Source organism: Streptomyces sp. NPDC048484 (assembly GCF_040651415.1).
In the GTDB taxonomy this organism is placed as follows: domain Bacteria; phylum Actinomycetota; class Actinomycetes; order Streptomycetales; family Streptomycetaceae; genus Streptomyces.
Genome location: NZ_JBEZJY010000004.1, coordinates 222,736 through 247,467, shown reverse-complemented (window position 1 = coordinate 247,467; position 24,732 = coordinate 222,736). Strand labels below are relative to the sequence as shown.

Here is a 24,732-nt window from a genome sequence, read left to right as displayed (position 1 = left end):
AGCTGTTTCCTCCGTTCCCTTCCGTTACCAGACGTAGGCGAGAACTTCTCCGCCTACGCCCTTCTTGCCGGCCTGCTGTCCGGTGAGGAGGCCGTGCGACGTGGAGATGATCGCCACGCCGAGGCCACCGAGCACCTTGGGCAGGGAGGTGGACTTCGCGTACACACGCAGACCCGGCTTCGAGATCCGCTTGATGCCCGCAATGGAGCGCTCGCGGTTCGGGCCGAACTTCAGCTCGAGGACGAGCTTCTTGCCGACCTCGGCTTCCTCGACCTTCCAGCCGGTGATGAAGCCCTCCTGCTGGAGGATCTCCGCGATGTGCGACTTGATCTTGCTGTGCGGCATCGCGACATCGTCGTGGTACGCCGAGTTCGCGTTACGCAGACGAGTAAGCATGTCTGCGATGGGATCAGTCATGGTCATGAATTGGCCTTCGGCCTCTCTCGCCGGGGTTTCCTGTATGCGCCATCCCTCTCCCCACTCAGTGGCGGGACGGGTGCGGTGCGGGGACCTACGGCGTAGTAAGCGTTAACTTGTGGGCTGCGCCCACGTGCGTCCGGGCGGCAGACGCCCAACCCTCCTAGCCTAAGCCATGAAGGGGAGGGCCTCTGCCAACCCACTGCTTACCGAGAGCGCCCGGGCAATCCCAACTGGGGGATTACCAGGAGCTCTTGGTCACACCCGGCAGCTCGCCACGGTGAGCCATCTCACGAAGGCACACGCGGCACAGGCCGAACTTGCGGTACACGGAGTGCGGGCGACCGCAGCGCTGGCAACGGGTGTAGCCACGCACACCGAACTTGGGCTTACGAGCAGCCTTGGCAATCAGAGCCTTCTTCGCCATCTCGCTTACGCCTCCTTGAAGGGGAAGCCGAGGTGACGGAGAAGGGCACGGCCTTCGGCGTCGTTGGTCGCCGTGGTAACCACGGTGATGTCCATACCCCGGACGCGGTCGATCTTGTCCTGGTCGATCTCGTGGAACATGACCTGCTCGGTGAGACCGAAGGTGTAGTTGCCACGACCGTCGAACTGCTTGGGAGACAGACCACGGAAGTCGCGGATGCGCGGCAGCGCGAGCGACAGGGTGCGGTCCAGGAACTCCCACATGCGGTCGCCACGAAGTGTGACGTGGCAACCGATCGGCTGTCCCTCACGCAGCTTGAACTGCGCGATGGACTTGCGGGCCTTGGTGACGGCCGGCTTCTGACCGGTGATCGTGGTGAGGTCGCGAATGGCGCCATCGATCAGCTTGGAGTCGCGGGCGGCGTCGCCCACACCCATGTTGACCACGATCTTGACGAGGCCCGGGGTCTGCATGACGTTCTCGTACGAGAACTCTTCCTGCAGCTTGCCCGCGATCTCGTCGCGGTACTTCGTCTTGAGACGCGGAATGGTGGTGGTAGCCATCAGATGTCCTCACCCGTCCGCTTGGCAACGCGGATCTTGTTGCCCTCGTCGTCGAAGCGGAAACCGACGCGCGTGACGACCTTGTTGCCGTCCTTCTCAACGACCAGCTGGACGTTGGAGACGTGGACGGGCGCCTCGGTCGTGACGATGCCACCGGCCTGCGAACCGCGAGCGGTAGGACCGGCCTTCGTGTGCTTCTTGACCCGGTTGACACCCTCGACCAGGACACGCTCGTCGCGCGGGTAAGCGGCAATGACCTTGCCCTGCTTGCCCTTGTCCTTACCGGTGATGACCTGAACCAGGTCGCCCTTCTTGATCTTCATGCTTACAGCACCTCCGGCGCGAGCGAGATGATCTTCATGAACTTCTTCTCGCGCAGCTCACGGCCGACAGGGCCGAAGATACGGGTGCCGCGAGGGTCGCCGTCGTTCTTCAGAATGACGGCGGCGTTCTCGTCGAAGCGGATGTACGAGCCGTCCGGACGGCGGCGCTCCTTGACGGTGCGAACGATGACCGCCTTGATGACGTCACCCTTCTTCACATTGCCGCCAGGGATCGCGTCCTTGACAGTGGCGACGATGACGTCACCGATGCCCGCGTAGCGGCGACCGGAGCCACCGAGCACACGGATGCAAAGGATTTCCTTCGCACCAGTGTTGTCGGCGACACGCAGTCGCGACTCCTGCTGGATCACGTCTATCTCCTGATTGTCTGCCGGTTCCCGGCAGGGGCTCCTTCACGGAGCCCCTGCCGAGCCTGGCGGAACCAACCCGAGGGGCCCCCGGAACTCTGTTCCGGGGCCTCAGATGCTTACTTGGCCTTCTCGAGGATCTCGACGATGCGCCAGCGCTTCGTCGAGGACAGCGGCCGGGTCTCCATGATGATGACCCGGTCGCCGACGCCGGCGGCGTTCTGCTCGTCGTGAGCCTTGAGCTTGTTCGTACGGCGGATGACCTTGCCGTACAGCGCGTGCTTGACGCGGTCCTCGACAGCGACGACGACGGTCTTGTCCATCTTGTCGCTGACGACCAGACCCTCACGGGTCTTGCGGAAACCGCGGCTCGTCTTGGTCTCTTCGGTCACGTTGCTCTCGCTCATGAGGCGCTCTCCACCGTCTCGATGCCCAGCTCGCGCTCACGCATCAGGGTGTAGATCCGCGCGATGTCCTTGCGGACGGCCTTGAGCCGTCCGTGGTTCTCGAGCTGACCCGTCGCCGCCTGGAAGCGGAGGTTGAACAGCTCTTCCTTGGCTTCGCGGAGCTTCGCGAGAAGCTCCTCGTCACCCAGTTCGCGCAGCTCGGACGCCTTGGTACCGGCCGACATCACGCTTCACCTGCCTCGCGCTTGACGATCCGGCACTTCATCGGCAGCTTGTGGGCTGCGCGAGTGAGGGCCTCACGGGCGATCTTCTCGTTGGGGTAGGACAGCTCGAACATGACCCGACCGGGGTGCACGTTCGCGATCCACCACTCGGGGGATCCCTTACCGGAACCCATGCGGGTCTCGGCGGGCTTCTTGGTCAGCGGGCGGTCCGGGTAGATGTTGATCCAGACCTTGCCGCCACGCTTGATGTGGCGGGTCATCGCGATACGAGCCGCTTCGATCTGGCGGTTCGTCACGTACGCCGGCGTGAGGGCCTGAATGCCGTACTCGCCGAACGCGACCGTCGTACCACCCTTGGCCTGACCGCGGCGCTTGGGGTGGTGCTGCTTGCGGTGCTTGACCCTACGGGGGATCAGCATTTCGGTCAGACCTCCGTTCCGCCGGTAGAAGAGGGCGCGGCCTCGGCCGGAGCGGCAGCGGCGGCAGGAGCCTCGGCCTTGGGGGCCTCGGCTGCCGGCGCGGACTGCTGCGGCTTGCGGCCGCGGCCGCCACGCTCGCCACCACGACCGCCACCACGGGCCGGTCGGTCGCCGCCGGGGCCGCCACCGCGGGCCGGGCGGTTACCCGCACGGGCCGCGGCGTTGTCGGCGCGGACCTCGGCGATGTTCTTGACGTCGCCCTTGTAGATCCAGACCTTCACACCGATACGGCCGAAGGTCGTCTTGGCCTCGAAGAACCCGTAGTCGACGTTCGCGCGGAGCGTGTGCAGGGGCACACGGCCCTCGCGGTAGAACTCCGAGCGGGACATCTCGGCGCCGCCGAGACGGCCACCGCACTGGATCTTGATGCCCTTGGCGCCGGCCTTCATCGTGCCCTGCATGCTCTTACGCATGGCGCGACGGAAGGAGACGCGGGAGGACAGCTGCTCGGCAACGGCCTGGGCAACCAGCTGAGCGTCGGTCTCGGGGCTCTTGACCTCGAGGATGTTCAGCTGGACCTGCTTGCCCGTGAGCTTCTCGAGGTCACCGCGGATGCGGTCGGCCTCGGCGCCACGGCGGCCGATGACGATGCCGGGACGCGCGGTGTGGATGTCCACCCGCACGCGGTCACGGGTGCGCTCGATCTCAACCTTCGAGATGCCGGCGCGCTCCATGCCGGACGTCATCATCCGACGGATGGCGACGTCTTCCTTGACGTAGTCCTTGTACAGCTTGTCGGCGTACCACCGGGACTTGAAGTCCGTGGTGATGCCGAGCCGGAACCCATGAGGGTTAACCTTCTGGCCCATTACCGGGTTCCTTCCTTGCTGCTGACGACCACGGTGATGTGGCTGGTCCGCTTGCGGATCCGGTAGGCGCGGCCCTGGGCGCGCGGACGGAACCGCTTCAGGGTCGGACCCTCGTCGACATACGCCTCGGAGATGACGAGGCTGTCGGCGTCGGTGTGCTCGTAGTTGTGTGCGGCGTTGGCAATGGCGCTGTCAAGCACCTTGCCGACCGGCACGCTCGCGGCCTGCGGGGCGAATCGCAGGACCGCCTGAGCCTCCGTGGCATCCATGCCACGGATAAGGTCCACCACACGGCGGGCCTTCATGGGCGTGACGCGGATGTACCGCGCCTGGGCCCTGGCGTCCATGGTTGTCCTTCCAGTGTCTGTCATGGTCGATTCCACCCCGCGTTAGCGGCGCTTCGACTTCCGGTCGTCCTTGACGTGACCCCGGAAGGTGCGCGTCGGCGAGAACTCGCCGAGCTTGTGGCCGACCATCGACTCGGTGACAAACACCGGAATGTGGGTCTTGCCGTTGTGCACCGCGATCGTGTGGCCGAGCATGGCCGGGATGATCATCGAGCGACGGGACCAGGTCTTGATGACGTTCTTGGAGCCGCCTTCGTTCTGTACGTCCACCTTCTTGATCAGGTGGCCGTCGACGAAGGGCCCCTTCTTGAGACTGCGCGGCATCTAAACCCGCTCCTAGCGCTTCTTGTTCGTCTTGCGGCGGCGGACGATGTACTTGTTCGAAGCCTTCTTCGGCGAACGAGTACGACCCTCCTTCTGACCCCACGGCGAGACCGGGTGACGTCCACCGGAGGTCTTGCCTTCACCACCACCGTGCGGGTGGTCAACCGGGTTCATCGCCACACCGCGAACGGTCGGGCGGACGCCCAGCCAGCGCTTGCGGCCGGCCTTGCCCCAGTTGATGTTCGACTGCTCGGCGTTGCCGACCTCGCCGACGGTGGCGCGGCAGCGCACGTCGACCAGGCGGATCTCTCCGGACGGCATGCGCAGGTGGGCCATCTGGCCCTCCTTCGCGAGCAGCTGCACAGAGGCGCCGGCAGAGCGGGCGAACTTGGCACCGCCACCGGGACGGAGCTCGATCGCGTGGATCGTGGTACCGACCGGGATGTTGCGGAGGGCCAGGTTGTTGCCCGGCTTGATGTCGGCCCCGGGACCGTTCTCGACGCGGTCGCCCTGCGACAGGTTGCGGGGGGCGAGGATGTAGCGCTTCTCGCCGTCCGCGTAGTGAAGCAGCGCGATGCGCGCGGTGCGGTTGGGGTCGTACTCGATGTGCGCGACCTTCGCCGGCACGCCGTCCTTGTCGTGACGACGGAAGTCGATCACGCGGTAGGCGCGCTTGTGTCCGCCACCCTGGTGGCGAACGGTCACACGACCGGAATTGTTACGGCCGCCCTTGCTGTGCAGCGGGCGAACCAGCGACTTCTCCGGCGTGGACCGCGTGACCTCGACGAAGTCGGCGACGCTGGAGCCACGGCGGCCCGGCGTTGTCGGCTTGTACTTGCGGATTCCCATTTCTCAGTCCTCGTCCGATATTCGGACCAGGGCGCTCCGTTAGGAGGCCTGGCCGAAGATGTCGATACGGTCGCCCTCAGCGAGGGTCACGATGGCGCGCTTGGTGTCAGCACGCTTGCCGAAACCGCTCTTGGTCCGCTTGCGCTTTCCCTGGCGGTTGATCGTGTTGACCCCGGTGACCTTGACCGAGAAGACCGCCTGGACGGCCTGCTTGATCTGGGTCTTGTTGGCGCCCGGCGCCACGACGAAGGTGTACTTGCCCTCGTCGAGCAGCGCGTAGCTCTTCTCGGAGACGACCGGCTTGATGAGGACGTCACGGGGGTCCGTGAAGCTCTTGCTGATCGGCGTCTCAACGGTGTTCTTGCCCTCGGCCTCGTGGCGCTTCGCCTTGGCGATGCGCGCGGCCTTGGCGGCCTTGGCCGCCTTGGGGGCAATGCTCGGGTGACGCGTAGCCATCAGGCTTCGCTCCCTTCGGTGTCAGCGGCCTGGGGGCCAGACACGAAGGACTCGAAAGCGGCCTGGGTGAAGACCACGTCGTCCGAGACGAGAACGTCGTACGTGTTCAGCTGGCCCGGCTCCAGGATGTGGACCTGGGGCAGGTTGCGCGCGGAGAGCAGCGCGGCCTCGTCGGCACGATCGATGACCAGGAGCACGTTCTTGCGCTCCGAGATCTTGGCGATCAGGACCTTCGCGGCCTTGGTGGAGGGGGTGTCGCCCTCGATCACGCCGGAGACGACGTGGATGCGAGCGTTGCGGGCCCGGTCGGTGAGGGCGTGGCGCAGGGCCGCGGCCTTCATCTTCTTCGGGGTCCGCTGCGAGTAGTCACGCGGCTGCGGGCCGTGGACGACTCCACCGCCGACGAACTGCGGCGCGCGGGTCGAGCCCTGGCGTGCGCGGCCGGTGCCCTTCTGACGGTAGGGCTTCCTACCGCCACCACGGACCTCGGCGCGGGTCTTGGTCTTGTGCGTGCCCTGGCGGGCAGCGGCCAGCTGTGCGACTACGACCTGGTGAAGCAGCGGAATGCTGATCTTCTCGACGTCGAAGATCTCCGCGGGGAGCTCGACCGTCCCGGTCTTGTCGCCTGCCGGCGAAATGATGTCAACAGTGCTCATCGTTACCTCAGGCCCCCTTGGCGGCAGTGCGGACCAGGACGAGGCCGCCGTTCGGACCGGGGATGGCTCCCTTGATGAGGAGCAGTCCCTTCTCCGCGTCAACGGCGTGAACGGTCAGGTTCTGGGTGGTGACCCGCTCATTGCCCATACGGCCCGCCATGCGCATGCCCTTGAAGACACGGCCAGGGGTGGCACAGCCACCGATGGAGCCGGGAGAGCGGTGCTTGCGCTGGACACCGTGGCCCGCGCCGAGGCCGTGGAAGTTGTGACGCTTCATGACACCGGCGAAGCCCTTGCCCTTGCTCTTGCCGGTCACGTCCACCTTCACGCCGGCCTCGAAGACCTCGGCGGAGATCTCCTGACCCAGCGTGTACTCGGAGGCATCCGTGGTGCGGATCTCGACGAGGTGGCGGCGGGGGGTGACGTCGGCCTTGGCGAAGTGACCCTTGAGGGGCTTGTTCACCTTGCGAGGGTCGATCTCGCCGAAGGCGATCTGGACCGACTCGTAACCGTCGGAGTCATTCGTACGGACCTGGGTCACGACGTTCGAGCTGGCCTTGACAACGGTGACCGGAACAACACGGTTGTTCTCGTCCCACACCTGCGTCATGCCGAGCTTCTCGCCCAGGATGCCCTTGATCTGCTTAGCCATTCTCAGACCACATCCCCTAGAGCTTGATCTCGATGTCGACGCCGGCCGGAAGGTCGAGTCGCATCAGAGAGTCAACGGTCTTGGGAGTCGGGTCGAGGATGTCGATCAGACGCTTGTGCGTGCGCATCTCGAAGTGCTCGCGCGAATCCTTGTACTTGTGCGGCGACTTGATGACGCAGTACACGTTCTTCTCAGTGGGCAGCGGCACCGGGCCCGCGACCGACGCACCAGTTCGCGTCACCGTCTCGACGATCTTCTTCGCCGACGAATCGATGACCTCGTGGTCGTAGGCCTTGAGCCGAATGCGGATCTTCTGTCCCGCCATGGCTACTCAGTAGTCCTTTGTCTCGTGAAACGCTCTGCAACCCGGGGGTTCGCGTCCCCGCCTCCGACCCACGCGGTCGGGTGTGTCGCGCCCTGACTGACAGAGATATCCACAAGTGGATTTTCCCTACCAGGGACGCGGTCCATCCCAAAGACGACCGCAGGACCGGGGGCCGAACACCCACCGGGCGCCTGGTTGGCACCCCGCTGACACTTCCCGAAAGATTCCCGTACGTCCGCCCCAGCGCTGCCTTACGGCAGTTGGAGCGACGAGTACTGTGGGACTCGCTTCCGGTCCTCCCGGCGGGAGGCGCGCAGCATCGGCACTCAACCGAGCAACCCCGACAGTCTGCCACACGGGGCATGGAGCTGGCGAATCGGGCCGGAGACTGTACCCCGGGGGTGCCGTGGGTCAAACACGGGCTCGGCCGAAAGCGGGGCACACCCCGGGCGGCCCGCCCCACTGGGGAGCGTCGTCCACGCAGCGCCCGCCAGGCGTCACCGACCGCGCCCACCAGCACTTCCAGGGCACTCCGGCTTGTCCTGCACGGGACTCCGGAGCGAGGTCACATCACGGCGTCGGTCTGGAGCGGGCCCGCGGTGATGCGGAGCGTCCGGACACGGACCGGCTCTTCCCGGTCGAGGTAGAAGATGTGCATGAACGGGGCTCGCACCACCTGGTCCGGTTCGCTCTTCTTGGCCATGGTCGCCTCGCCGCGCAGCAGACGGACGCCGTCCCCCGCACTCCAGAACTCCAGGACCTCGTGGTTGATGATCAGCGGCTCGTCGATCTTGACGAAGAACGCCTTGATGGCATCGACACCGTGGATGTGCTCGGTACCGAAGAACATGTCGGTGTCCTCGGTCAGCGGCGCGAAGCCCTCGCCGAACTCCAGGGTGTCGATGGCGTCCATGAACTTCAGGACCCAGCCGGGCACGGCCGTCGCTTGTGCGTTGTTCTCCATGATGGTGGTCTCCGATCAGGCTGCGATGGGCGGGGCGGCAAGCGATGCCAGTTCGTCGCCATGATCAACCCCTCTCCGCCGTGACCAAGGAGACGTGCATCAGTAGTAGCGTATCGCTACTAGTTTCAAAATGCCACCAGCCTCCTGACTGCCCGCGGGGACCCGGTCCTCGGGTCGGGGCGGCCGGCGGGATCTCGAACCGAGATCACCTGACGCCGCAGGAACCGCCCCCTACTGACCGGCACCGCCTTCCTCGGCGGGCATCGGCCGCAGAGTCGTGGCCTCGACCTGCTGATGACAGCTGCTGCACGCGAGGTACGGATTGGTCGGGTTGCCGCACGTCGTGTGGATCAGTGGGTGCTGTGTGATGCCGGTATCGGTCGCATGGGTTTCGGCCCAACGCGTGATGGCCGCGATGGCGGGGACGACGAGTTCGCGCGCGCTGTCGGTGAGCGCGTACTCGTACCACGGCTTGTCCGAGCGGTAGGCGCGTTTGGTGAGCAGGCCCAGCTCGGTCAGGCTGTTGAGCCGCGCGGTGAGGATGTTCGCCGAGATACCCAGGGCTCGCTTGAGTTCCCCGAAGCGGCCGACACCGAAGAACACCTCCCGCAGGATCTGGTAGTTCCAGCGTTCGGAGATCGCGGCCAGGAACTCCTGCCCATGCTGGAAGGTGACGTGGCCCCCATGGTCGGGCACGGCTTCTCCTCTCCGGTGATCCCGGTAGTAGTTTTAAATCAGAAGTAGTTCTGAAATGTTACTGGCAGCCGTTGCCCCGGGCATCCCTCTCGGAGGATTCGACCGGCGGCCCCTTGCTCTGGCCGGCCCAGGAACCGTGGCCCGCCTGCCCGGATCACAACGGCCCCCGGCACCGAGGTGTCGCCCCCGACGACGTACGGCTGGGCCGGCGCATCCTCGCCGCGGCCTGGGACCGGCCACGCGCCCCGCAGTGTCCGTGCGGAATTTCCCCGCCGCACCCCTTCTGTTAGCCAGGTCTGGCTATTTTCGCCTCGCCCGGTCCGGCAGCAGGAGAGGCACATCCATGAGCGCCCCGACCCACCGCACCTCGACACGCCGGTCCGCAGCCGTCCTGACGTCGGCCCGGCAGCGTCAGGCAGGGAGCCGGGCCGGGAGTACGTCCGCACGCTCGACGGAGCTCGCCCTCCTCCAGATGCAGTCCCGCGCCGGCAACCGGGCCACGACCGCGGCGGTGCAGCGCGCCCAGGACACCGCGAGAGGGAAGGCGCCGGAGAACGGCAACGCGTCCGCCGGAGCGAAGAAGAACTATCGCGACCGGATCGCCGGGCTCCTCGACAGGTTCAAGAAGAATCTTGAGCCCATCGACACCTTCATCAAGGGCGTCCAAACCCCCACCAACGCGGGCTTCACCCAGCAGGCCGCCGTCGCGGCCAATGAGGGGCTCAAGCACTCCGCCGCCGCCTCGGGGACCTCCGCAGCGTCGGGGAACCTCCTCACGGAGGCCGCCGGCACCGTGGTCAGTGGCATGGACGCGTACAAGAACATGAAGGACGCCAAGAAGCACGAGACCGGGGCCAACCACCACACGGCGGGCAAGAAGGCCAAGGTCAAGGGGGCCGACGCGGTTGTCGGCACCGTCGGTACGGCAAGCTACAGCGCCGCCATCGCCAAGGAAGTGACCAAGGTCCAGAAGGCGGCCGACGCCGCGGTGTCGTCCGAGGCGAGCGGTATCACCGGCGCCTCCCTCGGCGCGATCAAGGGCATGCGGTCCGCCTTCCGCGCCGGGGGAGCGGCCCGCAAGTACAGGCAGGTCAAGAAGCTGGGAGACCCCAACCTCGTCCACGCGGGGTCACTGGCCCGGCTGAACGAGTCGCGGGAGCAGGCCAACTGGGCCGCAGCGGAGGCTTACGTCGCACTGGACGCCTACTGGAGCCATGAGGGCCCGGGACGGCTGGAGCTCGTTTCCGAGGCCGTCGACGCGGCCTGGGAGGCGATGGGTGAAGCCCGTGACGCCGCCGAGAGCCTCCAGCGCGCCGAAAGAGACGTGGAAAAACTGAGCGTGGTGCAGGGGTACGCGAAGAAGAAGCAGCTCACCAAGATAGGCAAGGAGACGGTCGGCGGCGGGGGCGAGTCCGTCAAGGCCGCGGCCGGCGTCGTGACGGCGGTCGCGGCGGGAACAGTCGGGCTGGCGAGCAACCCGGTCGGATGGGGCCTCGCCGGGGCCGGGGCCGGCCTCGTCCTCGGCGTCACCGTGTACAAGGCGCTCCGCGCCGCCACAAAGCGCTACGAAGAGGTCCACCACCCCGAGCGCTGGGCGCCGCAGGGCGAGACCCCGGCGGAGGCCACCTCCCGCAAGGAGTCGCTGCAGCATGCCCTGAAGTTCTGGAAGAAGGTGTCGAAGGGCGAACGCCAGGCCATGGCGCGCGAGATCTACGCCCTGGCGGCGGGTCCCGACATCTCCAAGGACACGACGGCCGAGATGCGGGAGTCCGCCAGGGCCCTGCTCAGCGCTCTCAAATCCGGCCCCGCCAAGCACAAGCTGGAGCCGGAAGCGTGGGCCGCGACCCTCAACGACCCGTCGAAGACCGCCGGTTGGATCCAGGAGATAGCGGAGCAGCTGGCCTCGGGCTGACCCGGAGGCACTCCCCCGGGCCGGCTTGCGCCGCGGCGACCCGTACTACTGGGCTGCCGCCAGGCAGTGGCTCCACTGGTCACAGTCTCGATCCCAACGCACCTCGATCACAGCGAAGAAGACAAGCAAAAGGGCCCGCACGACCGAAGTCGTACGGGCCCCTTCAAGGAGCTCAGCTGCTGCTGGAGCTACCAGGCGTCAAGCCCGACAGGTAGGTGCGAGACCTACTTGTTGATCTTGGTGACCTGGCCGGCGCCCACGGTCCGACCACCCTCACGGATGGCGAACTTCAGGCCCTCCTCCATGGCGACGGGCTGGATGAGCTCAACGGTCATCTCGGTGTTGTCGCCCGGCATGACCATCTCGGTGCCCTCGGGGAGGGTCACCACACCAGTCACGTCCGTCGTACGGAAGTAGAACTGGGGACGGTAGTTGTTGAAGAACGGCGTGTGACGGCCGCCCTCGTCCTTGGACAGGATGTACGCCTGCGCCTCGAACGAGGTGTGGGGCGTGACCGAGCCCGGCTTGATGATGACCTGGCCGCGCTCGACGTCCTCGCGCTTGATGCCACGGAGGAGCAGACCGACGTTCTCACCGGCCTGGCCCTCGTCGAGCAGCTTGCGGAACATCTCGATGCCGGTGACCGTGGTGGTGGTCTTCTCGGTCTTGATACCGACGATGTCGACGGTCTCGTTGACCTTGAGGATGCCACGCTCGATACGACCGGTGACGACGGTGCCACGACCGGTGATCGTGAAGACGTCCTCGATGGGCATGAGGAACGGCTTGTCGACGTCACGCTCGGGCTGCGGGATGGACTCGTCGACGGCCTTCATCAGGTCGAGGACGGACTTGCCCCACTCCGCGTCACCCTCAAGGGCCTTGAGCGCCGAGACCTTGACGACCGGAAGGTCGTCGCCCGGGAACTCGTACTCGGAGAGCAGCTCGCGGACCTCGAGCTCGACGAGCTCCAGGATCTCCTCGTCGTCCACCATGTCGGCCTTGTTCAGCGCGACAACGATGTACGGAACGCCGACCTGGCGGGCCAGGAGCACGTGCTCCTTGGTCTGCGGCATCGGGCCGTCCGTGGCGGCGACAACGAGGATGGCGCCGTCCATCTGCGCCGCACCCGTGATCATGTTCTTGATGTAGTCCGCGTGACCGGGGCAGTCGACGTGGGCGTAGTGCCGCGTCTCGGTCTGGTACTCGACGTGCGCGATCGAGATCGTGATACCGCGCTGGCGCTCTTCGGGAGCCTTGTCGATCTGGTCGAAGGCCGAGGCCTCGTTCAGGTCCGGGTACGCGTCGTGCAGCACCTTGGTAATGGCGGCCGTGAGGGTCGTCTTACCGTGGTCGATGTGACCGATGGTGCCGATGTTGACGTGCGGCTTAGTCCGCTCGAACTTTGCCTTCGCCACTGAATCCTCCTGCGGAGTGGTTCTGGTACGCCTTACTCATCGGCGCCAGGTGATCTTTGCTGGGATGCCGCCCGCCGGGATCCTCTCCGGGTCGGGACGATCTCTCGTCCCTTGCCGGTTTGAGGCCCTGGCGGTCGGTGTCAAGCCTAAAGCGTGTAAACGGTGTGGGTTACTCGCCCTTGGCCTTCGCGATGATCTCCTCGGCGACGTTCCGGGGAACCTCGGCGTAGGAGTCGAACTGCATCGAGTAGCTTGCGCGACCCGAGGTCTTGCTGCGGAGGTCGCCGACGTAGCCGAACATCTCCGAGAGGGGCACGAGGCCCTTCACGACGCGGGCACCGGCACGCTCCTCCATGGCCTGGATCTGGCCACGGCGGGAGTTGATGTCGCCGATGACCTCGCCCATGTAGTCCTCGGGCGTGGTGACCTCGACGGCCATCATCGGTTCGAGCAGCACGGGGCTGGCCCTGCGCGCGCCCTCCTTGAAAGCCTGCGAACCGGCGATCTTGAAGGCGAGCTCGGAGGAGTCGACCTCGTGGTAGCCACCGTCGAGAAGCGTGATGCGGACACCCGTCATCTCGTACCCGGCGAGGATGCCGAACTGCATGGCCTCCTGCGCACCGGCGTCCACCGACGGGATGTACTCCCGCGGGATACGTCCACCGGTGACCTTGTTCACGAACTCGTACGCCGGGCCGTCGGCCTCGGTGATGGGCTCGATCGCGATCTGCACCTTGGCGAACTGACCGGTACCACCGGTCTGCTTCTTGTGGGTGTAGTCCACGCGCTCGACGGCCTTGCGGATCGTCTCACGGTAGGCGACCTGCGGCTTACCGACGTTGGCCTCGACCCTGAACTCACGGCGCATACGGTCGACCAGCACCTCAAGGTGCAGCTCGCCCATACCACCGATGATGGTCTGGCCGGTCTCCTCGTCCGAGTGAACCTGGAAGGAGGGGTCCTCCTCCGCGAGACGCTGGATGGCTACACCCAGCTTCTCCTGGTCACCCTTGGACTTGGGCTCGATGGCGACCTGAATGACCGGCGCCGGGAAGTCCATGGACTCCAGGATGACCGGGTGCTTGTCGTCCGAGAGCGTCTCACCGGTGGTGGTCTGCTTCAGGCCCATCACGGCGACGATGTCGCCGGCGCCCACCGCCGCGATCTCCTCACGCTTGTTCGCGTGCATGCGGTAGATCTTGCCGATGCGCTCCTTCTTGCCCTTGACGGAGTTCAGCACGGCGGTGCCAGTCTCCAGGCGGCCCGAGTAGACCCGGACGAAGGTGAGCTTGCCCAGGTGCGGGTCGCTCATGATCTTGAACGCGAGGGCGGACAGCGGCTCGTCCTCGGACGGCTTGCGCTTGATGACGACCTCGGGGTCCTTCACGTCGTGGCCTTCGATGGCCTCGACGTCAAGCGGGGTCGGCAGGTAGCGCACGACCGCGTCGAGCAGGGGCTGGACGCCCTTGTTCTTGAACGCGGTACCACAGAACACCGGGGTGATCGTGACGTCGTTGGACTTGCCGGACGCGATGGTGATGCGACGGATCGCGGCGTACAGCTGCTCCTCGGAAGGCTCCTTGCCCTCCAGGTACAGCTCCATGATCTCTTCGTCGTTCTCCGCCACGGCCTCGACCAGCTTGCCGCGGTACTCCTCGGCAGCCTCAACGTGCGTGGCCGGGATGTCGACGACGTCGTACATCTCGCCCTTGGCGGCCTCGACGGGCCACACGAACGCCTTCATGGTGACGAGGTCGACGACACCCTTGAAGTCGGCCTCGGCACCGATCGGGAGCTGCATGACCAGCGGCAGCGCACCAAGGCGGTCCGAGATCATGTCGACGCAGCGGTGGAACTCCGCGCCGGTCCGGTCGAGCTTGTTCACGAAGCAGATGCGCGGCACGCCGTAACGGTCGGCCTGACGCCACACCGTCTCGGACTGCGGCTCAACGCCCGCGACACCGTCGAACACGGTGACGGCACCGTCGAGGACGCGGAGCGAACGCTCCACCTCGACCGTGAAGTCGACGTGCCCGGGGGTGTCGATGATGTTGATGGTGTAGTCGTTGTCCTCAAGCGGCCAATGACAGGTGGTAGCAGCAGAGGTGATCGTGATGCCACGCTCCTGCTCCTGCTCCATCCAGTCCATGGTGGCAGCGCCGTCGTGGACTTCACCGATCTTGTAGCTGACGCCGGTGTAGAAGAGGATCCGCTCGGTGGTGGTCGTCTTACCCGCGTCGATATGAGCCATGATCCCGATGTTCCGGACCCTGGCAAGGTCAAGTGAAGTAGTAGCCATAAGGCTTCGGTCTTCTCTCGGTCTCGATGGGGGTAGCGACTACCAGCGGTAGTGCGCGAAGGCCTTGTTGGACTCGGCCATCTTGTGGGTGTCCTCGCGCTTCTTCACAGCGGCACCGAGGCCGTTGGAGGCGTCGAGAAGTTCGTTGAGCAGACGCTCGGTCATGGTCTTCTCGCGACGGGCGCGGGAGTAACCGACCAGCCAGCGCAGCGCGAGCGTGCTGGCACGACCGGGCTTGACCTCGATCGGAACCTGGTACGTCGCACCGCCGACTCGGCGGGACTTGACCTCAAGGGTCGGCTTGATGTTCTCCAGAGCGCGCTTGAGCGTGATGACCGGGTCGTTGCCGGTCTTCTCGCGCAGGCCCTCCATGGCGCCGTAAACGATGCGCTCAGCGGTGGAGCGCTTACCGTTCATCAGCACCTTGTTGATGAGGGAGGTCACCAGAGGGGAACCGTAGACCGGGTCGATGATGACCGGGCGCTTCGGGGCGGGGCCCTTACGAGGCATTCTACTTCTCCTTCTTGGCGCCGTAGCGGCTGCGGGCCTGCTTGCGGTTCTTGACACCCTGAGTGTCGAGAGAACCGCGGATGATCTTGTAGCGAACACCCGGCAGGTCCTTCACACGACCGCCGCGCACGAGCACGATCGAGTGCTCCTGCAGGTTGTGTCCCTCACCCGGAATGTAAGCGGTGACCTCGATCCCGCTGGTCAGACGCACACGCGCGACCTTACGCAGGGCCGAGTTCGGCTTCTTCGGGGTGGTCGTGAACACACGCGTGCAGACACCGCGCCGCTGGGGCGAACCCTCGAGCGCGGGCGTCATGTTCTTCTTGACCTTGTCCTGCCGGCCATTCCGGACCAGCTGCTGGATCGTAGGCACTACTTCTCCGGTTTCTGTGTGCCGAATGGTAAAACTAACCTGGAACACCGCCGACCCACGCGGTCGGGTGTGTCGAACACTGCAGATTCCCGCCGCAAGGCGGGAGGGGCGCAGATTGCGGTGGCCGGTGACGACTCCCCTAGTACGGTTGAAGGCACGCACGGGAGCCAGGGCACACCCCAGGCACAAGGTCTGAGCGTACCTACCTCATACGCTGCGGTCAAAACAAATGGGTCACACTTCGCCCGGCCCCGGGTTTCCCGCCTGCCGGACGAGGGAAATACGGCAACGGCCCTGGCACCCCTGAGCGAACCGGGGCGCGGACCGGAGAGCGGACCGGGCCGGACCGCAGCGCCTCTTGTGATCTCCGTCAGGACACCAGTACCGCGGCGAACAGCAAGATCAGCACCAGCGCCCACCCCACGGTGGACAACCAGCCGAAGACCAGGCCGGTGAGCGCGAGACCATCGCCGCCCTCGCCCGTACGCCGCATCTCCGAGCGGGCGGTGTGTCCGAGGATCACCGCGGGAACCCCGGTGATCCCGAACGTCACCAGACAGAGCACCCCGCAGATCGCCGACCCGACGGCCTTCTCGTTCGTCTTCGGCGCCGCGACGGGCAGGAACGTCCGTGGGACGGGCCCAGAGACCGCGGGCAACGGCATGGGGCCCTGCGGCAGGTCGGACACCAGAACGGCCAGCTCGCCCACCGTACGGGCCTCGTACGCCCGCGCCACCCGCTTCTCGAACTCGGACTGCTGCATCCGCCCCTCGCCGAAGCCCGCTCTGAGCACATCCACGGCACGCTCCCGATCGGCAGTCGAGGCGAGCATCGAGTGGCCCGCCTGCTCCTGCCAAGGGCGCGGGTGGTTCCACCCCTGCCCCGGCTGCCACGGCGACGGATACGACACGGGAGCACCTCCCCCGGACGGATTGGGTCTCCATCATGCTCCAACGCGGCATTTCCGGCACAGGGTTCTGCGCCGGATCACCCAGGACATTTTCGGTGAGGGCCTGTGCCGGAGGCAGCCTGAGACGGCCGGAGACCAGCCGGAGACCAGCCGGAGACGCCCTGGGCGGCCGACCGGAACACCGGGCGCTTCGCACCACGGACCCCGCTCACCGACCCCCGGGCGCCGCTCACCTCACCCTGGAGCGCAGGTAGGAGCACGCCGGGCCGCGGCACGCCGAAGGGCGGCCACCCCGAAAGGTGACCGCCCTTCAACTCAAGCAACCCGCTTACTGGTTGTACGGACCGTAGTCGTAGTCCTCCAGCGGAACGGCCTGGCCGGAGCCCGTGCCGAACGGCGAGTAGTCGATGTCGTCGTAGCCGACGGCCGAGTACATCGCGGCCTTGGCTTCCTCGGTCGGCTCGACCCGGATGTTGCGGTAGCGGGACAGACCCGTACCGGCCGGGATGAGCTTACCGATGATGACGTTCTCCTTGAGGCCGATCAGGGAGTCGGACTTGGCGTTGATCGCCGCGTCCGTCAGAACCCTGGTCGTCTCCTGGAAGGACGCCGCCGACAGCCACGACTCGGTGGCGAGCGAGGCCTTGGTGATACCCATCAGCTGCGGACGGCCGGAGGCCGGGTGACCGGCTTCCTGGACCACACGACGGTTCTCGGTCTCGAACTTCGACCGCTCGACGAGCTCGCCGGGCAGCAGCTCCGCGTCGCCCGACTCGATGATCGTCACGCGGCGCAGCATCTGCCGGATGATGATCTCGATGTGCTTGTCGTGGATCGACACGCCCTGCGAGTTGTAGACCTTCTGGACTTCGCCGACCAGGTGGACCTGGACGGCCCGCTGACCCAGGATGCGCAGCACGTCGTGCGGGTTGGTGGCACCCACGGTGAGCTTCTGGCCCACCTCGACGTGCTCGCCCTCGCCGACCAGGAGTCGGGCACGCTTCGAGATCGGGAACGCCGTCTCTTCGCTGCCGTCGTCCGGGGTGACAACGAGCTTCTTGGTCTTCTCGGTCTCCTCGATCCGCACGCGGCCGGAGGCCTCGGAGATCGGGGCGACACCCTTCGGCGTACGAGCCTCGAAGAGCTCGACGACACGGGGCAGACCCTGGGTGATGTCGTCACCTGCCACACCACCGGTGTGGAAGGTACGCATCGTCAGCTGCGTGCCGGGCTCACCGATGGACTGGGCGGCGATGATGCCGACCGCCTCACCGATGTCGACCAGCTTGCCGGTGGCCAGCGAACGGCCGTAGCACATGGCGCAGGTACCGACGGCGGACTCGCAGGTCAGGACCGAACGGGTCTTGACCTCCTTGATGCCGTGCTTGACGAGCTCGTCGATGAGGACGTCGCCGAGGTCGGTGTTGGCCGGGGCCAGCACCCGCCCGTCGACGGTGATGTCCTCGGCCAGCGCACGTGCGTACACGCTGGTCTCGACGTTCTCCGCCTTGCGCAGGACGCCGTCGGCGCCGAGCTCGGCGATCTCCAGACGCAGGCCGCGGTCGGTGCCGCAGTCCTCCTCGCGAATGATGACGTCCTGCGAGACGTCGACCAGACGACGGGTGAGGTAACCCGAGTCGGCGGTACGCAGGGCGGTGTCGGCCAGACCCTTACGGGCACCGTGCGTGGAGATGAAGTACTCCAGGACGGACAGGCCCTCACGGAAGGACGCCTTGATGGGACGAGGGATCGTCTCGTTCTTGGCGTTCGACACCAGACCACGCATACCGGCGATCTGACGCATCTGCATCATGTTTCCGCGAGCGCCCGAGTTCACCATCATGGAGACCGGGTTGGTCTTCGGGAAGTTCGCGTTCATCGCCTCGGCGACCTCGTTGGTCGCCTTGGTCCAGATCGCGATGAGCTCCTGCGTGCGCTCGTCCTTGGTGATCAGACCACGCTCGTACTGCTTCTGGACCTTCTCGTCCAGGTCCTCGTAGCCCTTGACGATCGCGCGCTTCGCATCGGGAACGACGATGTCGGAGATGGCCACGGTGACGCCGGAACGGGTCGCCCAGAAGAAGCCGGAAGCCTTCAGGTTGTCGAGCGTCGCCGCCACGATGACCTTGGGGTAGCGCTCGGCGAGGTCGTTGACGATCTCGGAGAGCTGCTTCTTGCCGACCTCGTAGTCGACGAACGGGTAGTCCTCGGGCAGCAGCTCGTTGAAGAGCGCGCGGCCCAGCGTGGTGTTCAGGCGGAAGGTGTCACCCTGCTGCCACTCCGGGTCGCCCTCTTCACGCGCCGGCGGGGTCCAGCCGCGCGGCGGGATGGTGCCCACCGGGAAGCGGATGTCCACGCGCGACTGCAGCGAGAGCTCGCCGGCGTCGAACGCCATGATCGCCTCGGCCGCGGAACCGAACGACCGGCCCTCGCCCTTGACGTCCCGCAGTTCGCCGTCGGTGGTGAGGAAGAACAGACCGAGGACCATGTCCTGGGTCGGCATCGTCACCGGACGGCCGTCGGCGGGCTTGAGGATGTTGTTCGAGGACAGCATCAGGATGCGGGCCTCGGCCTGCGCCTCCGCGGAGAGCGGCAGGTGCACGGCCATCTGGTCACCGTCGAAGTCCGCGTTGAACGCGGTGCAGACGAGCGGGTGGATCTGGATGGCCTTGCCCTCGACCAGCTGCGGCTCGAAGGCCTGGATGCCGAGGCGGTGCAGGGTGGGAGCACGGTTCAGCAGAACCGGGTGCTCGGCGATGACCTCTTCGAGGACGTCGTACACGACCGTGCGGCCGCGCTCCACCATGCGCTTGGCGCTCTTGATGTTCTGCGCGTGGTTCAGGTCCACCAGGCGCTTCATCACGAACGGCTTGAAGAGCTCCAGCGCCATCGCCTTCGGCAGACCGCACTGGTGCAGCTTCAGCTGCGGACCGACGACGATCACGGAACGCGCGGAGTAGTCCACACGCTTGCCGAGCAGGTTCTGGCGGAAACGGCCCTGCTTGCCCTTGAGCATGTCGCTCAGGGACTTCAGCGGGCGGTTACCGGGACCGGTGACCGGGCGACCACGACGACCGTTGTCGAAGAGGGCGTCCACGGCCTCCTGGAGCATGCGCTTCTCGTTGTTCACGATGATCTCGGGCGCGCCGAGGTCGAGAAGCCGCTTCAGGCGGTTGTTCCGGTTGATCACACGGCGGTACAGGTCGTTCAGGTCGGAGGTCGCGAAGCGGCCACCGTCCAGCTGCACCATCGGGCGAAGGTCCGGCGGGATGACCGGGACGCAGTCGAGGACCATGCCCTTGGGGCTGTTGGAGGTCTGCAGGAAGGCAGACACGACCTTCAGCCGCTTCAGCGCACGGGTCTTCTTCTGGCCCTTGCCGGTACGGATGATCTCGCGGAGGCGCTCTGCCTCCTCGTTGAGGTCGAAGGACTCCAGGCGCTTCTGCAGCGCCGCGGCACCCATCGAACCGTCGAAGTACGTGCCGAAACGGTCACGCAGCTCGCGGTAGAGCAGCTCGTCACCTTCGAGATCCTGGACCTTGAGGTTCTTGAAGCGGGTCCACACCTCGTCGAGACGGTCGATCTCGCGCTGCGCACGGTCACGCAGCTGCTTCATCTCGCGCTCGGCGCCTTCGCGCACCTTGCGGCGCACGTCGGCCTTGGCGCCCTCGGCCTCAAGCTCGGCCAGGTCGGTCTCGAGCTTCTTGGCGCGGGCCTCCAGGTCGGAGTCGCGACGGTTCTCGACCTGCTGACGCTCGACGGAGACGTGCGCCTCCAGCGACGGCAGGTCACGCGTACGACGCTCGTCGTCGACGTACGTGATCATGTACGCGGCGAAGTAGATGACCTTCTCAAGGTCCTTCGGGGCGAGGTCGAGCAGGTAGCCCAGCCGCGACGGAACGCCCTTGAAGTACCAGATGTGGGTCACGGGAGCGGCCAGCTCGATGTGGCCCATCCGCTCACGACGCACCTTGGCGCGAGTGACCTCGACGCCGCAGCGCTCGCAGATGATGCCCTTGAAGCGGACGCGCTTGTACTTACCGCAGTAGCACTCCCAGTCCCGGGTAGGACCGAAGATCTTCTCGCAGAAGAGTCCGTCCTTTTCGGGCTTGAGGGTGCGGTAGTTGATGGTCTCCGGCTTCTTGACCTCACCGTGGGACCACTGACGAATGTCGTCAGCGGTAGCAAGGCCGATCCGCAGCTCGTCGAAGAAGTTGACGTCGAGCACTTGTCGTCAATCCCTCTTTCGGGGGTCGATTCTTCACTGGTCTGACTGGGGTCCGGGGTTGGTTAGCCGGGGCTCGTGTTCAGCGAGCCCCGGCCAGACCCGTCAGACCTCTTCGACGCTGCTCGGCTCACGCCGGGACAGGTCGATACCGAGCTCTTCCGCGGCGCGGAAGACGTCCTCGTCCGTGTCGCGCATCTCGATGGACATGCCGTCCGAGGACAGCACCTCCACGTTGAGGCAGAGCGACTGCATTTCCTTGATGAGCACCTTGAAGGACTCGGGAATGCCGGGCTCAGGAATGTTCTCGCCCTTGACGATGGCCTCGTAGACCTTCACGCGGCCGGTCACGTCGTCGGACTTGATGGTCAGCAGTTCCTGGAGGGCGTAAGCGGCGCCATAAGCCTCCAGCGCCCACACCTCCATCTCACCGAATCGCTGGCCACCGAACTGGGCCTTACCACCCAGCGGCTGCTGGGTGATCATCGAGTACGGACCGGTCGAACGCGCGTGCAGCTTGTCGTCGACCAGGTGGTGCAGCTTGAGGATGTACATGAAGCCGACCGAGACCGGCTCCGGGAACGGCTCGCCGGAGCGGCCGTCGAACATCCTCGCCTTGCCGGACGGGAGGACCATGCGGTCGCCGTCGCGGTTCGGAATCGTGTGCTGGAGCAGACCCGCGAGCTCGTCCTCACGCGCACCGTCGAAGACGGGGGTGGCGACGTTCGTACCCGGGTCGACCTTGTCGGCCCCGATGCTCTGCAGTCGCTGCGCCCACTCCTCGCCGAGCCCGGAGACGTCCCAGCCGCGGCTGGCGAGCCAGCCGAGGTGGATCTCCAGGACCTGTCCCGGGTTCATTCGGGACGGGACACCCAGCGGGTTGAGGATGATGTCGACGGCGGTGCCGTCCTCCAGGAACGGCATGTCCTCGATCGGAAGGATCTTGGAGATGACGCCCTTGTTGCCGTGCCGGCCGGCGAGCTTGTCGCCGTCCGTGATCTTGCGCTTCTGCGCCACGTAGACACGAACCAGCTGGTTCACGCCCGGCGGCAGCTCGTCGCCCTCTTCACGGTCGAAGACGCGGACGCCGATGACCTTGCCGATCTCGCCGTGCGGCACCTTCAGCGAGGTGTCGCGCACCTCGCGCGCCTTCTCACCGAAGATCGCGCGGAGCAGGCGCTCCTCCGGGGTCAGCTCGGTCTCACCCTTGGGCGTGACCTTGCCGACCAGGATGTCACCGGCGACGACCTCGGCACCGATGCGGATGATGCCGCGCTCGTCGAGGTCGGCGAGGACCTCCTCGGAGACGTTCGGGATGTCCCGGGTGATCTCCTCGGGGCCGAGCTTGGTGTCACGGGCGTCGACCTCGTGCTCCTCGATGTGGATCGAGGAGAGGACGTCGTCCTGCACGAGGCGCTGCGACAGGATGATCGCGTCCTCGTAGTTGTGACCCTCCCACGGCATGAAGGCGACGAGCAGGTTCTTGCCCAGCGCCATCTCGCCTTCCTGGGTGGCCGGACCGTCGGCGAGGACCTGGTCCTCGACGACCCGGTCGCCCTCGTCCACGACGACCTTCTGGTTGACCGAGGTCCCCTGGTTGGAGCGGGAGAACTTGGCCACCCGGTAGGTGTTGTACGTGCCGTCGTCGTTGGCCACCGTGACGTAGTCCGCGGAGACCTCCTGGACCACACCGGTCTTCTCGGCCTTGATGACGTCACCGGCGTCGACGGCGCAGCGGTACTCCATGCCCGTACCGACGAGGGGAGCCTCGGCGGTGATCAGCGGCACGGCCTGGCGCATCATGTTCGCGCCCATGAGGGCACGGTTGGCGTCGTCGTGCTCCAGGAACGGGATCATGGCGGTCGCGACCGACACCATCTGGCGCGGCGAGACGTCCATGTAGTCGACGTCGTCACCGGGGACGTAGTCGACCTCTCCGCCACGACGGCGGACCAGGACGCGGGACTCCTCGAACCGGAAGTCGTCGCCGAGCAGCGCGTTGGCCTGGGCGATGACGAAGCGGTCCTCCTCGTCGGCGGTCAGGTAGTCGACCTCGTCGGTGACCACACCGGCGGTGACCCGGCGGTACGGCGTCTCGACGAATCCGAACGCGTTGACCCGGCCGTAGGAGGCGAGCGAGCCGATCAGGCCGATGTTCGGGCCTTCAGGGGTCTCGATCGGGCACATGCGGCCGTAGTGCGACGGGTGCACGTCACGGACCTCGAAGCCGGCCCGCTCACGGGAGAGACCACCCGGGCCAAGAGCCGACAGACGGCGCTTGTGGGTGAGACCCGACAGCGGGTTGTTCTGGTCCATGAACTGCGACAGCTGGCTGGTGCCGAAGAACTCCTTGATGGAGGCGACGACCGGCCGGATGTTGATCAGGGTCTGCGGCGTGATCGCCTCGACGTCCTGGGTCGTCATGCGCTCACGGACGACGCGCTCCATACGAGCCAGACCCGTACGGACCTGGTTCTGGATGAGCTCGCCAACGTTGCGCAGACGACGGTTGCCGAAGTGGTCGATGTCGTCGGTCTCGACGACGATCGAGGCGCCGTTGGGGCCGACGGTCTCGGTCTCACCGGCGTGCAGCTTCACCAGGTACTTGATCGTCGAGATGATGTCCTCGACGGTCAGGATCCCGGCGTCCAGCGGGGCCTCGCTGCCCAGCTTCTTGTTGACCTTGTAGCGGCCGACCTTCGCGAGGTCGTAGCGCTTCGGGTTGAAGTAGAGGTTCTCGAGCAGCGTCTGCGCGGCCTCACGGGTCGGGGGCTCGCCCGGACGCAGCTTGCGGTAGATGTCGAGCAGTGCGTCGTCCTGGCCCTGGGTGTGGTCCTTCTCCAGGGTGGCGCGCATGGATTCGTACTCGCCGAACTCCTCCAGGATCTGCTCGGTCGTCCAACCGAGAGCCTTGAGCAGGACGGTGACGGACTGCTTGCGCTTGCGGTCGATGCGGACACCGACCATGTCGCGCTTGTCGATCTCCATCTCCAGCCAGGCACCCCGGGACGGGATGACCTTCGTGGAGAAGATGTCCTTGTCGGACGTCTTGTCGATGGAGGAGTCGAAGTAGACACCCGGCGAACGGACCAGCTGCGACACCACGACACGCTCGGTGCCGTTGATGACGAAGGTGCCCTTGTTCGTCATGAGCGGGAAATCGCCCATGAAGACGGTCTGGGACTTGATCTCGCCGGTCTCGTTGTTGGTGAACTCGGCAGTGACGAAGAGTGGGGCGGCGAACGTGAAGTCGCGCTCCTTGCACTCGTCGATGGAGTTCTTCGGCGGCTCGAAGCGGTGGTCGCGGAACGTCAGGGACATCGACCCTGAGAAGTCCTCGATCGGAGAGATCTCCTCGAAGATCTCTTCAAGACCGGACTTGGTGGGGACGTCCTGTCCACTGTCCAGAGCCGCCTCGACACGAGCCTTCCACGCGTCGTTGCCGAGCAGCCAGTCAAAACTTTCGGTCTGCAGCGCAAGAAGGTTCGGAACCTCGAGGGGCTCCTTGATTTTTGCAAAGGAAATGCGCAGCGGGGCGGTGCTGGCGCCGTTGTTCGTATTCGCGGTCGAGGCAGTGCGCGAGGCGGCCAAGAGGGGGTCCTTCCGAGGGCTCGGACTCACTACGCGCGTACCGGTCCCAAGCGGGGCACAGCGACAGACATTTCCCGAACCGGCCGAATACGACCAGGTCAGAGTCAGTTCCATCCACAGTGCTCAAGCGAGGGTATGCCCCTGGTGACGGGCAGGAGGCAGCTAACAGGCAGCGCAAAGGGTCAGTGTAGCCACTAGGCTCACTGAT

General features: G+C 65.9%; 26 protein-coding genes. 1 reads left to right on the top strand and 25 read right to left on the bottom strand.

Annotated elements, in window-relative coordinates; all coding sequences use genetic code 11:
• Nucleotides 1–24: 24 nt before the first annotated feature.
• The 18 genes from rpsH to AB0D14_RS05825 form a co-directional block, all read right to left on the bottom strand.
• Nucleotides 25–423 (bottom strand): 30S ribosomal protein S8, encoded by a 399-nt coding sequence (rpsH, locus tag AB0D14_RS05910; RefSeq protein WP_362775244.1) that lies wholly within the window; start codon nucleotides 421–423, stop codon nucleotides 25–27.
• 235 nt (nucleotides 424–658) lie between these two features.
• On the bottom strand, nucleotides 659–844 hold the full coding sequence (locus AB0D14_RS05905) for a type Z 30S ribosomal protein S14 (protein WP_003948630.1): 186 nt from the start codon (nucleotides 842–844) through the stop codon (nucleotides 659–661).
• Between the two features lie 5 nt (nucleotides 845–849).
• On the bottom strand, nucleotides 850–1,407 hold the full coding sequence (gene rplE, locus AB0D14_RS05900) for a 50S ribosomal protein L5 (RefSeq protein WP_362775242.1): 558 nt from the start codon (nucleotides 1,405–1,407) through the stop codon (nucleotides 850–852).
• Nucleotides 1,407–1,730: a 50S ribosomal protein L24 gene (gene rplX, locus AB0D14_RS05895; RefSeq protein WP_055513601.1), complete on the bottom strand. Its 324-nt coding sequence runs from the start codon at nucleotides 1,728–1,730 to the stop codon at nucleotides 1,407–1,409. The genes rplE and rplX overlap by 1 nt, the downstream gene beginning before the upstream one ends.
• A gap of 2 nt (nucleotides 1,731–1,732) precedes the next feature.
• On the bottom strand, nucleotides 1,733–2,101 hold the full coding sequence (rplN, locus tag AB0D14_RS05890) for a 50S ribosomal protein L14 (RefSeq protein ID WP_003992364.1): 369 nt from the start codon (nucleotides 2,099–2,101) through the stop codon (nucleotides 1,733–1,735).
• Nucleotides 2,102–2,217: 116 nt separating this feature from the next.
• Nucleotides 2,218–2,505, bottom strand: coding sequence for a 30S ribosomal protein S17 (gene rpsQ, locus AB0D14_RS05885; protein WP_319090396.1), 288 nt, complete (start codon nucleotides 2,503–2,505; stop codon nucleotides 2,218–2,220).
• Nucleotides 2,502–2,729 carry a 50S ribosomal protein L29 gene (rpmC, locus tag AB0D14_RS05880; RefSeq protein ID WP_362775239.1) on the bottom strand — a complete coding sequence of 76 codons (228 nt, stop codon included), beginning with the start codon at nucleotides 2,727–2,729 and terminating at the stop codon, nucleotides 2,502–2,504. Before rpmC ends, rpsQ begins: the two co-directional genes overlap by 4 nt.
• On the bottom strand, nucleotides 2,729–3,148 hold the full coding sequence (gene rplP, locus AB0D14_RS05875) for a 50S ribosomal protein L16 (protein ID WP_004927269.1): 420 nt from the start codon (nucleotides 3,146–3,148) through the stop codon (nucleotides 2,729–2,731). The genes rpmC and rplP overlap by 1 nt, the downstream gene beginning before the upstream one ends.
• Nucleotides 3,149–3,153: 5 nt before the next feature.
• Nucleotides 3,154–4,017: a 30S ribosomal protein S3 gene (rpsC, locus tag AB0D14_RS05870; RefSeq protein WP_362775237.1), complete on the bottom strand. Its 864-nt coding sequence runs from the start codon at nucleotides 4,015–4,017 to the stop codon at nucleotides 3,154–3,156.
• Entirely contained in the window at nucleotides 4,017–4,364 is a 348-nt protein-coding gene (gene rplV, locus AB0D14_RS05865) for a 50S ribosomal protein L22 (protein WP_362775371.1), read from the bottom strand. Before rplV ends, rpsC begins: the two co-directional genes overlap by 1 nt.
• Nucleotides 4,365–4,406: 42 nt before the next feature.
• Complete coding sequence (gene rpsS, locus AB0D14_RS05860; protein WP_362775234.1) at nucleotides 4,407–4,688, bottom strand: 30S ribosomal protein S19; 282 nt, start codon at nucleotides 4,686–4,688, stop codon at nucleotides 4,407–4,409.
• Between the two features lie 12 nt (nucleotides 4,689–4,700).
• A complete protein-coding gene (rplB, locus tag AB0D14_RS05855) occupies nucleotides 4,701–5,537 on the bottom strand; it encodes a 50S ribosomal protein L2 (protein WP_055614926.1) in 837 nt (278 codons plus the stop codon).
• 39 nt (nucleotides 5,538–5,576) lie between these two features.
• Nucleotides 5,577–5,993, bottom strand: coding sequence for a 50S ribosomal protein L23 (gene rplW / locus AB0D14_RS05850; protein ID WP_189776122.1), 417 nt, complete (start codon nucleotides 5,991–5,993; stop codon nucleotides 5,577–5,579).
• Nucleotides 5,993–6,649 (bottom strand): 50S ribosomal protein L4, encoded by a 657-nt coding sequence (gene rplD / locus AB0D14_RS05845; RefSeq protein WP_362775230.1) that lies wholly within the window; start codon nucleotides 6,647–6,649, stop codon nucleotides 5,993–5,995. Before rplD ends, rplW begins: the two co-directional genes overlap by 1 nt.
• Before the next feature lie 7 nt (nucleotides 6,650–6,656).
• The gene (rplC, locus tag AB0D14_RS05840; RefSeq protein WP_362775227.1) at nucleotides 6,657–7,301 is read right to left on the bottom strand and encodes a 50S ribosomal protein L3; all 645 of its coding nucleotides are present in this window, start codon (nucleotides 7,299–7,301) and stop codon (nucleotides 6,657–6,659) included.
• A 16-nt stretch (nucleotides 7,302–7,317) separates the two neighbouring features.
• Nucleotides 7,318–7,626 (bottom strand): 30S ribosomal protein S10, encoded by a 309-nt coding sequence (rpsJ, locus tag AB0D14_RS05835; protein WP_003948644.1) that lies wholly within the window; start codon nucleotides 7,624–7,626, stop codon nucleotides 7,318–7,320.
• 565 nt (nucleotides 7,627–8,191) lie between these two features.
• The gene (locus AB0D14_RS05830) at nucleotides 8,192–8,590 is read right to left on the bottom strand and encodes a nuclear transport factor 2 family protein (protein WP_362775224.1); all 399 of its coding nucleotides are present in this window, start codon (nucleotides 8,588–8,590) and stop codon (nucleotides 8,192–8,194) included.
• A 231-nt stretch (nucleotides 8,591–8,821) separates the two neighbouring features.
• Complete coding sequence (locus tag AB0D14_RS05825) at nucleotides 8,822–9,286, bottom strand: helix-turn-helix domain-containing protein (protein WP_362775221.1); 465 nt, start codon at nucleotides 9,284–9,286, stop codon at nucleotides 8,822–8,824.
• A gap of 343 nt (nucleotides 9,287–9,629) precedes the next feature.
• Here AB0D14_RS05825 and AB0D14_RS05820 point away from each other — a divergent pair, with 343 nt between their 5' ends.
• Nucleotides 9,630–11,198: a hypothetical protein gene (locus tag AB0D14_RS05820; RefSeq protein ID WP_362775219.1), complete on the top strand. Its 1,569-nt coding sequence runs from the start codon at nucleotides 9,630–9,632 to the stop codon at nucleotides 11,196–11,198.
• Nucleotides 11,199–11,422: 224 nt separating this feature from the next.
• On the opposite strand, the gene tuf is transcribed toward AB0D14_RS05820, so the two are convergent.
• The 7 genes from tuf to rpoB form a co-directional block, all read right to left on the bottom strand.
• Nucleotides 11,423–12,616: an elongation factor Tu gene (gene tuf / locus AB0D14_RS05815; RefSeq protein WP_362775216.1), complete on the bottom strand. Its 1,194-nt coding sequence runs from the start codon at nucleotides 12,614–12,616 to the stop codon at nucleotides 11,423–11,425.
• 169 nt (nucleotides 12,617–12,785) lie between these two features.
• Nucleotides 12,786–14,915, bottom strand: a complete 2,130-nt coding sequence (gene fusA / locus AB0D14_RS05810; protein ID WP_362775213.1) for an elongation factor G — start codon at nucleotides 14,913–14,915, stop codon at nucleotides 12,786–12,788.
• Between the two features lie 39 nt (nucleotides 14,916–14,954).
• Nucleotides 14,955–15,425, bottom strand: coding sequence for a 30S ribosomal protein S7 (rpsG, locus tag AB0D14_RS05805; protein WP_055517367.1), 471 nt, complete (start codon nucleotides 15,423–15,425; stop codon nucleotides 14,955–14,957).
• A 1-nt stretch (nucleotide 15,426) separates the two neighbouring features.
• Entirely contained in the window at nucleotides 15,427–15,798 is a 372-nt protein-coding gene (gene rpsL, locus AB0D14_RS05800) for a 30S ribosomal protein S12 (protein WP_050372972.1), read from the bottom strand.
• A gap of 370 nt (nucleotides 15,799–16,168) precedes the next feature.
• Nucleotides 16,169–16,708: a DUF1707 and DUF4190 domain-containing protein gene (locus AB0D14_RS05795; RefSeq protein ID WP_362775210.1), complete on the bottom strand. Its 540-nt coding sequence runs from the start codon at nucleotides 16,706–16,708 to the stop codon at nucleotides 16,169–16,171.
• 328 nt (nucleotides 16,709–17,036) lie between these two features.
• Nucleotides 17,037–20,936 (bottom strand): DNA-directed RNA polymerase subunit beta', encoded by a 3,900-nt coding sequence (locus AB0D14_RS05790; RefSeq protein WP_362775207.1) that lies wholly within the window; start codon nucleotides 20,934–20,936, stop codon nucleotides 17,037–17,039.
• 102 nt (nucleotides 20,937–21,038) lie between these two features.
• Nucleotides 21,039–24,524 carry a DNA-directed RNA polymerase subunit beta gene (gene rpoB, locus AB0D14_RS05785; protein WP_362775204.1) on the bottom strand — a complete coding sequence of 1,162 codons (3,486 nt, stop codon included), beginning with the start codon at nucleotides 24,522–24,524 and terminating at the stop codon, nucleotides 21,039–21,041.
• Nucleotides 24,525–24,732 lie beyond the last annotated feature (208 nt).

Excerpts from the sequence above, each read along its gene's own strand:
- rpsH (WP_362775244.1), bottom strand. The coding sequence starts at position 423 with ATGACCATGACTGATCCCATCGCAGACATGCTTACTCGTCTGCGTAAC.
- AB0D14_RS05905 (WP_003948630.1), bottom strand. The coding sequence starts at position 844 with ATGGCGAAGAAGGCTCTGATTGCCAAGGCTGCTCGTAAGCCCAAGTTC.
- rplE (WP_362775242.1), bottom strand. The coding sequence starts at position 1,407 with ATGGCTACCACCACCATTCCGCGTCTCAAGACGAAGTACCGCGACGAG.
- rplX (WP_055513601.1), bottom strand. The coding sequence starts at position 1,730 with ATGAAGATCAAGAAGGGCGACCTGGTTCAGGTCATCACCGGTAAGGAC.
- rpsQ (WP_319090396.1), bottom strand. The coding sequence starts at position 2,505 with ATGAGCGAGAGCAACGTGACCGAAGAGACCAAGACGAGCCGCGGTTTC.
- rpmC (WP_362775239.1), bottom strand. The coding sequence starts at position 2,729 with ATGTCGGCCGGTACCAAGGCGTCCGAGCTGCGCGAACTGGGTGACGAG.
- rplP (WP_004927269.1), bottom strand. The coding sequence starts at position 3,148 with ATGCTGATCCCCCGTAGGGTCAAGCACCGCAAGCAGCACCACCCCAAG.
- rpsC (WP_362775237.1), bottom strand. The coding sequence starts at position 4,017 with ATGGGCCAGAAGGTTAACCCTCATGGGTTCCGGCTCGGCATCACCACG.
- rplV (WP_362775371.1), bottom strand. The coding sequence starts at position 4,364 with ATGGACGCCAGGGCCCAGGCGCGGTACATCCGCGTCACGCCCATGAAG.
- rpsS (WP_362775234.1), bottom strand. The coding sequence starts at position 4,688 with ATGCCGCGCAGTCTCAAGAAGGGGCCCTTCGTCGACGGCCACCTGATC.
- rplB (WP_055614926.1), bottom strand. The coding sequence starts at position 5,537 with ATGGGAATCCGCAAGTACAAGCCGACAACGCCGGGCCGCCGTGGCTCC.
- rplW (WP_189776122.1), bottom strand. The coding sequence starts at position 5,993 with ATGGCTACGCGTCACCCGAGCATTGCCCCCAAGGCGGCCAAGGCCGCC.
- rplD (WP_362775230.1), bottom strand. The coding sequence starts at position 6,649 with ATGAGCACTGTTGACATCATTTCGCCGGCAGGCGACAAGACCGGGACG.
- rplC (WP_362775227.1), bottom strand. The coding sequence starts at position 7,301 with ATGGCTAAGCAGATCAAGGGCATCCTGGGCGAGAAGCTCGGCATGACG.
- rpsJ (WP_003948644.1), bottom strand. The coding sequence starts at position 7,626 with ATGGCGGGACAGAAGATCCGCATTCGGCTCAAGGCCTACGACCACGAG.
- AB0D14_RS05830 (WP_362775224.1), bottom strand. The coding sequence starts at position 8,590 with ATGGAGAACAACGCACAAGCGACGGCCGTGCCCGGCTGGGTCCTGAAG.
- AB0D14_RS05820 (WP_362775219.1), top strand. The coding sequence starts at position 9,630 with ATGAGCGCCCCGACCCACCGCACCTCGACACGCCGGTCCGCAGCCGTC.
- fusA (WP_362775213.1), bottom strand. The coding sequence starts at position 14,915 with ATGGCTACTACTTCACTTGACCTTGCCAGGGTCCGGAACATCGGGATC.
- rpsG (WP_055517367.1), bottom strand. The coding sequence starts at position 15,425 with ATGCCTCGTAAGGGCCCCGCCCCGAAGCGCCCGGTCATCATCGACCCG.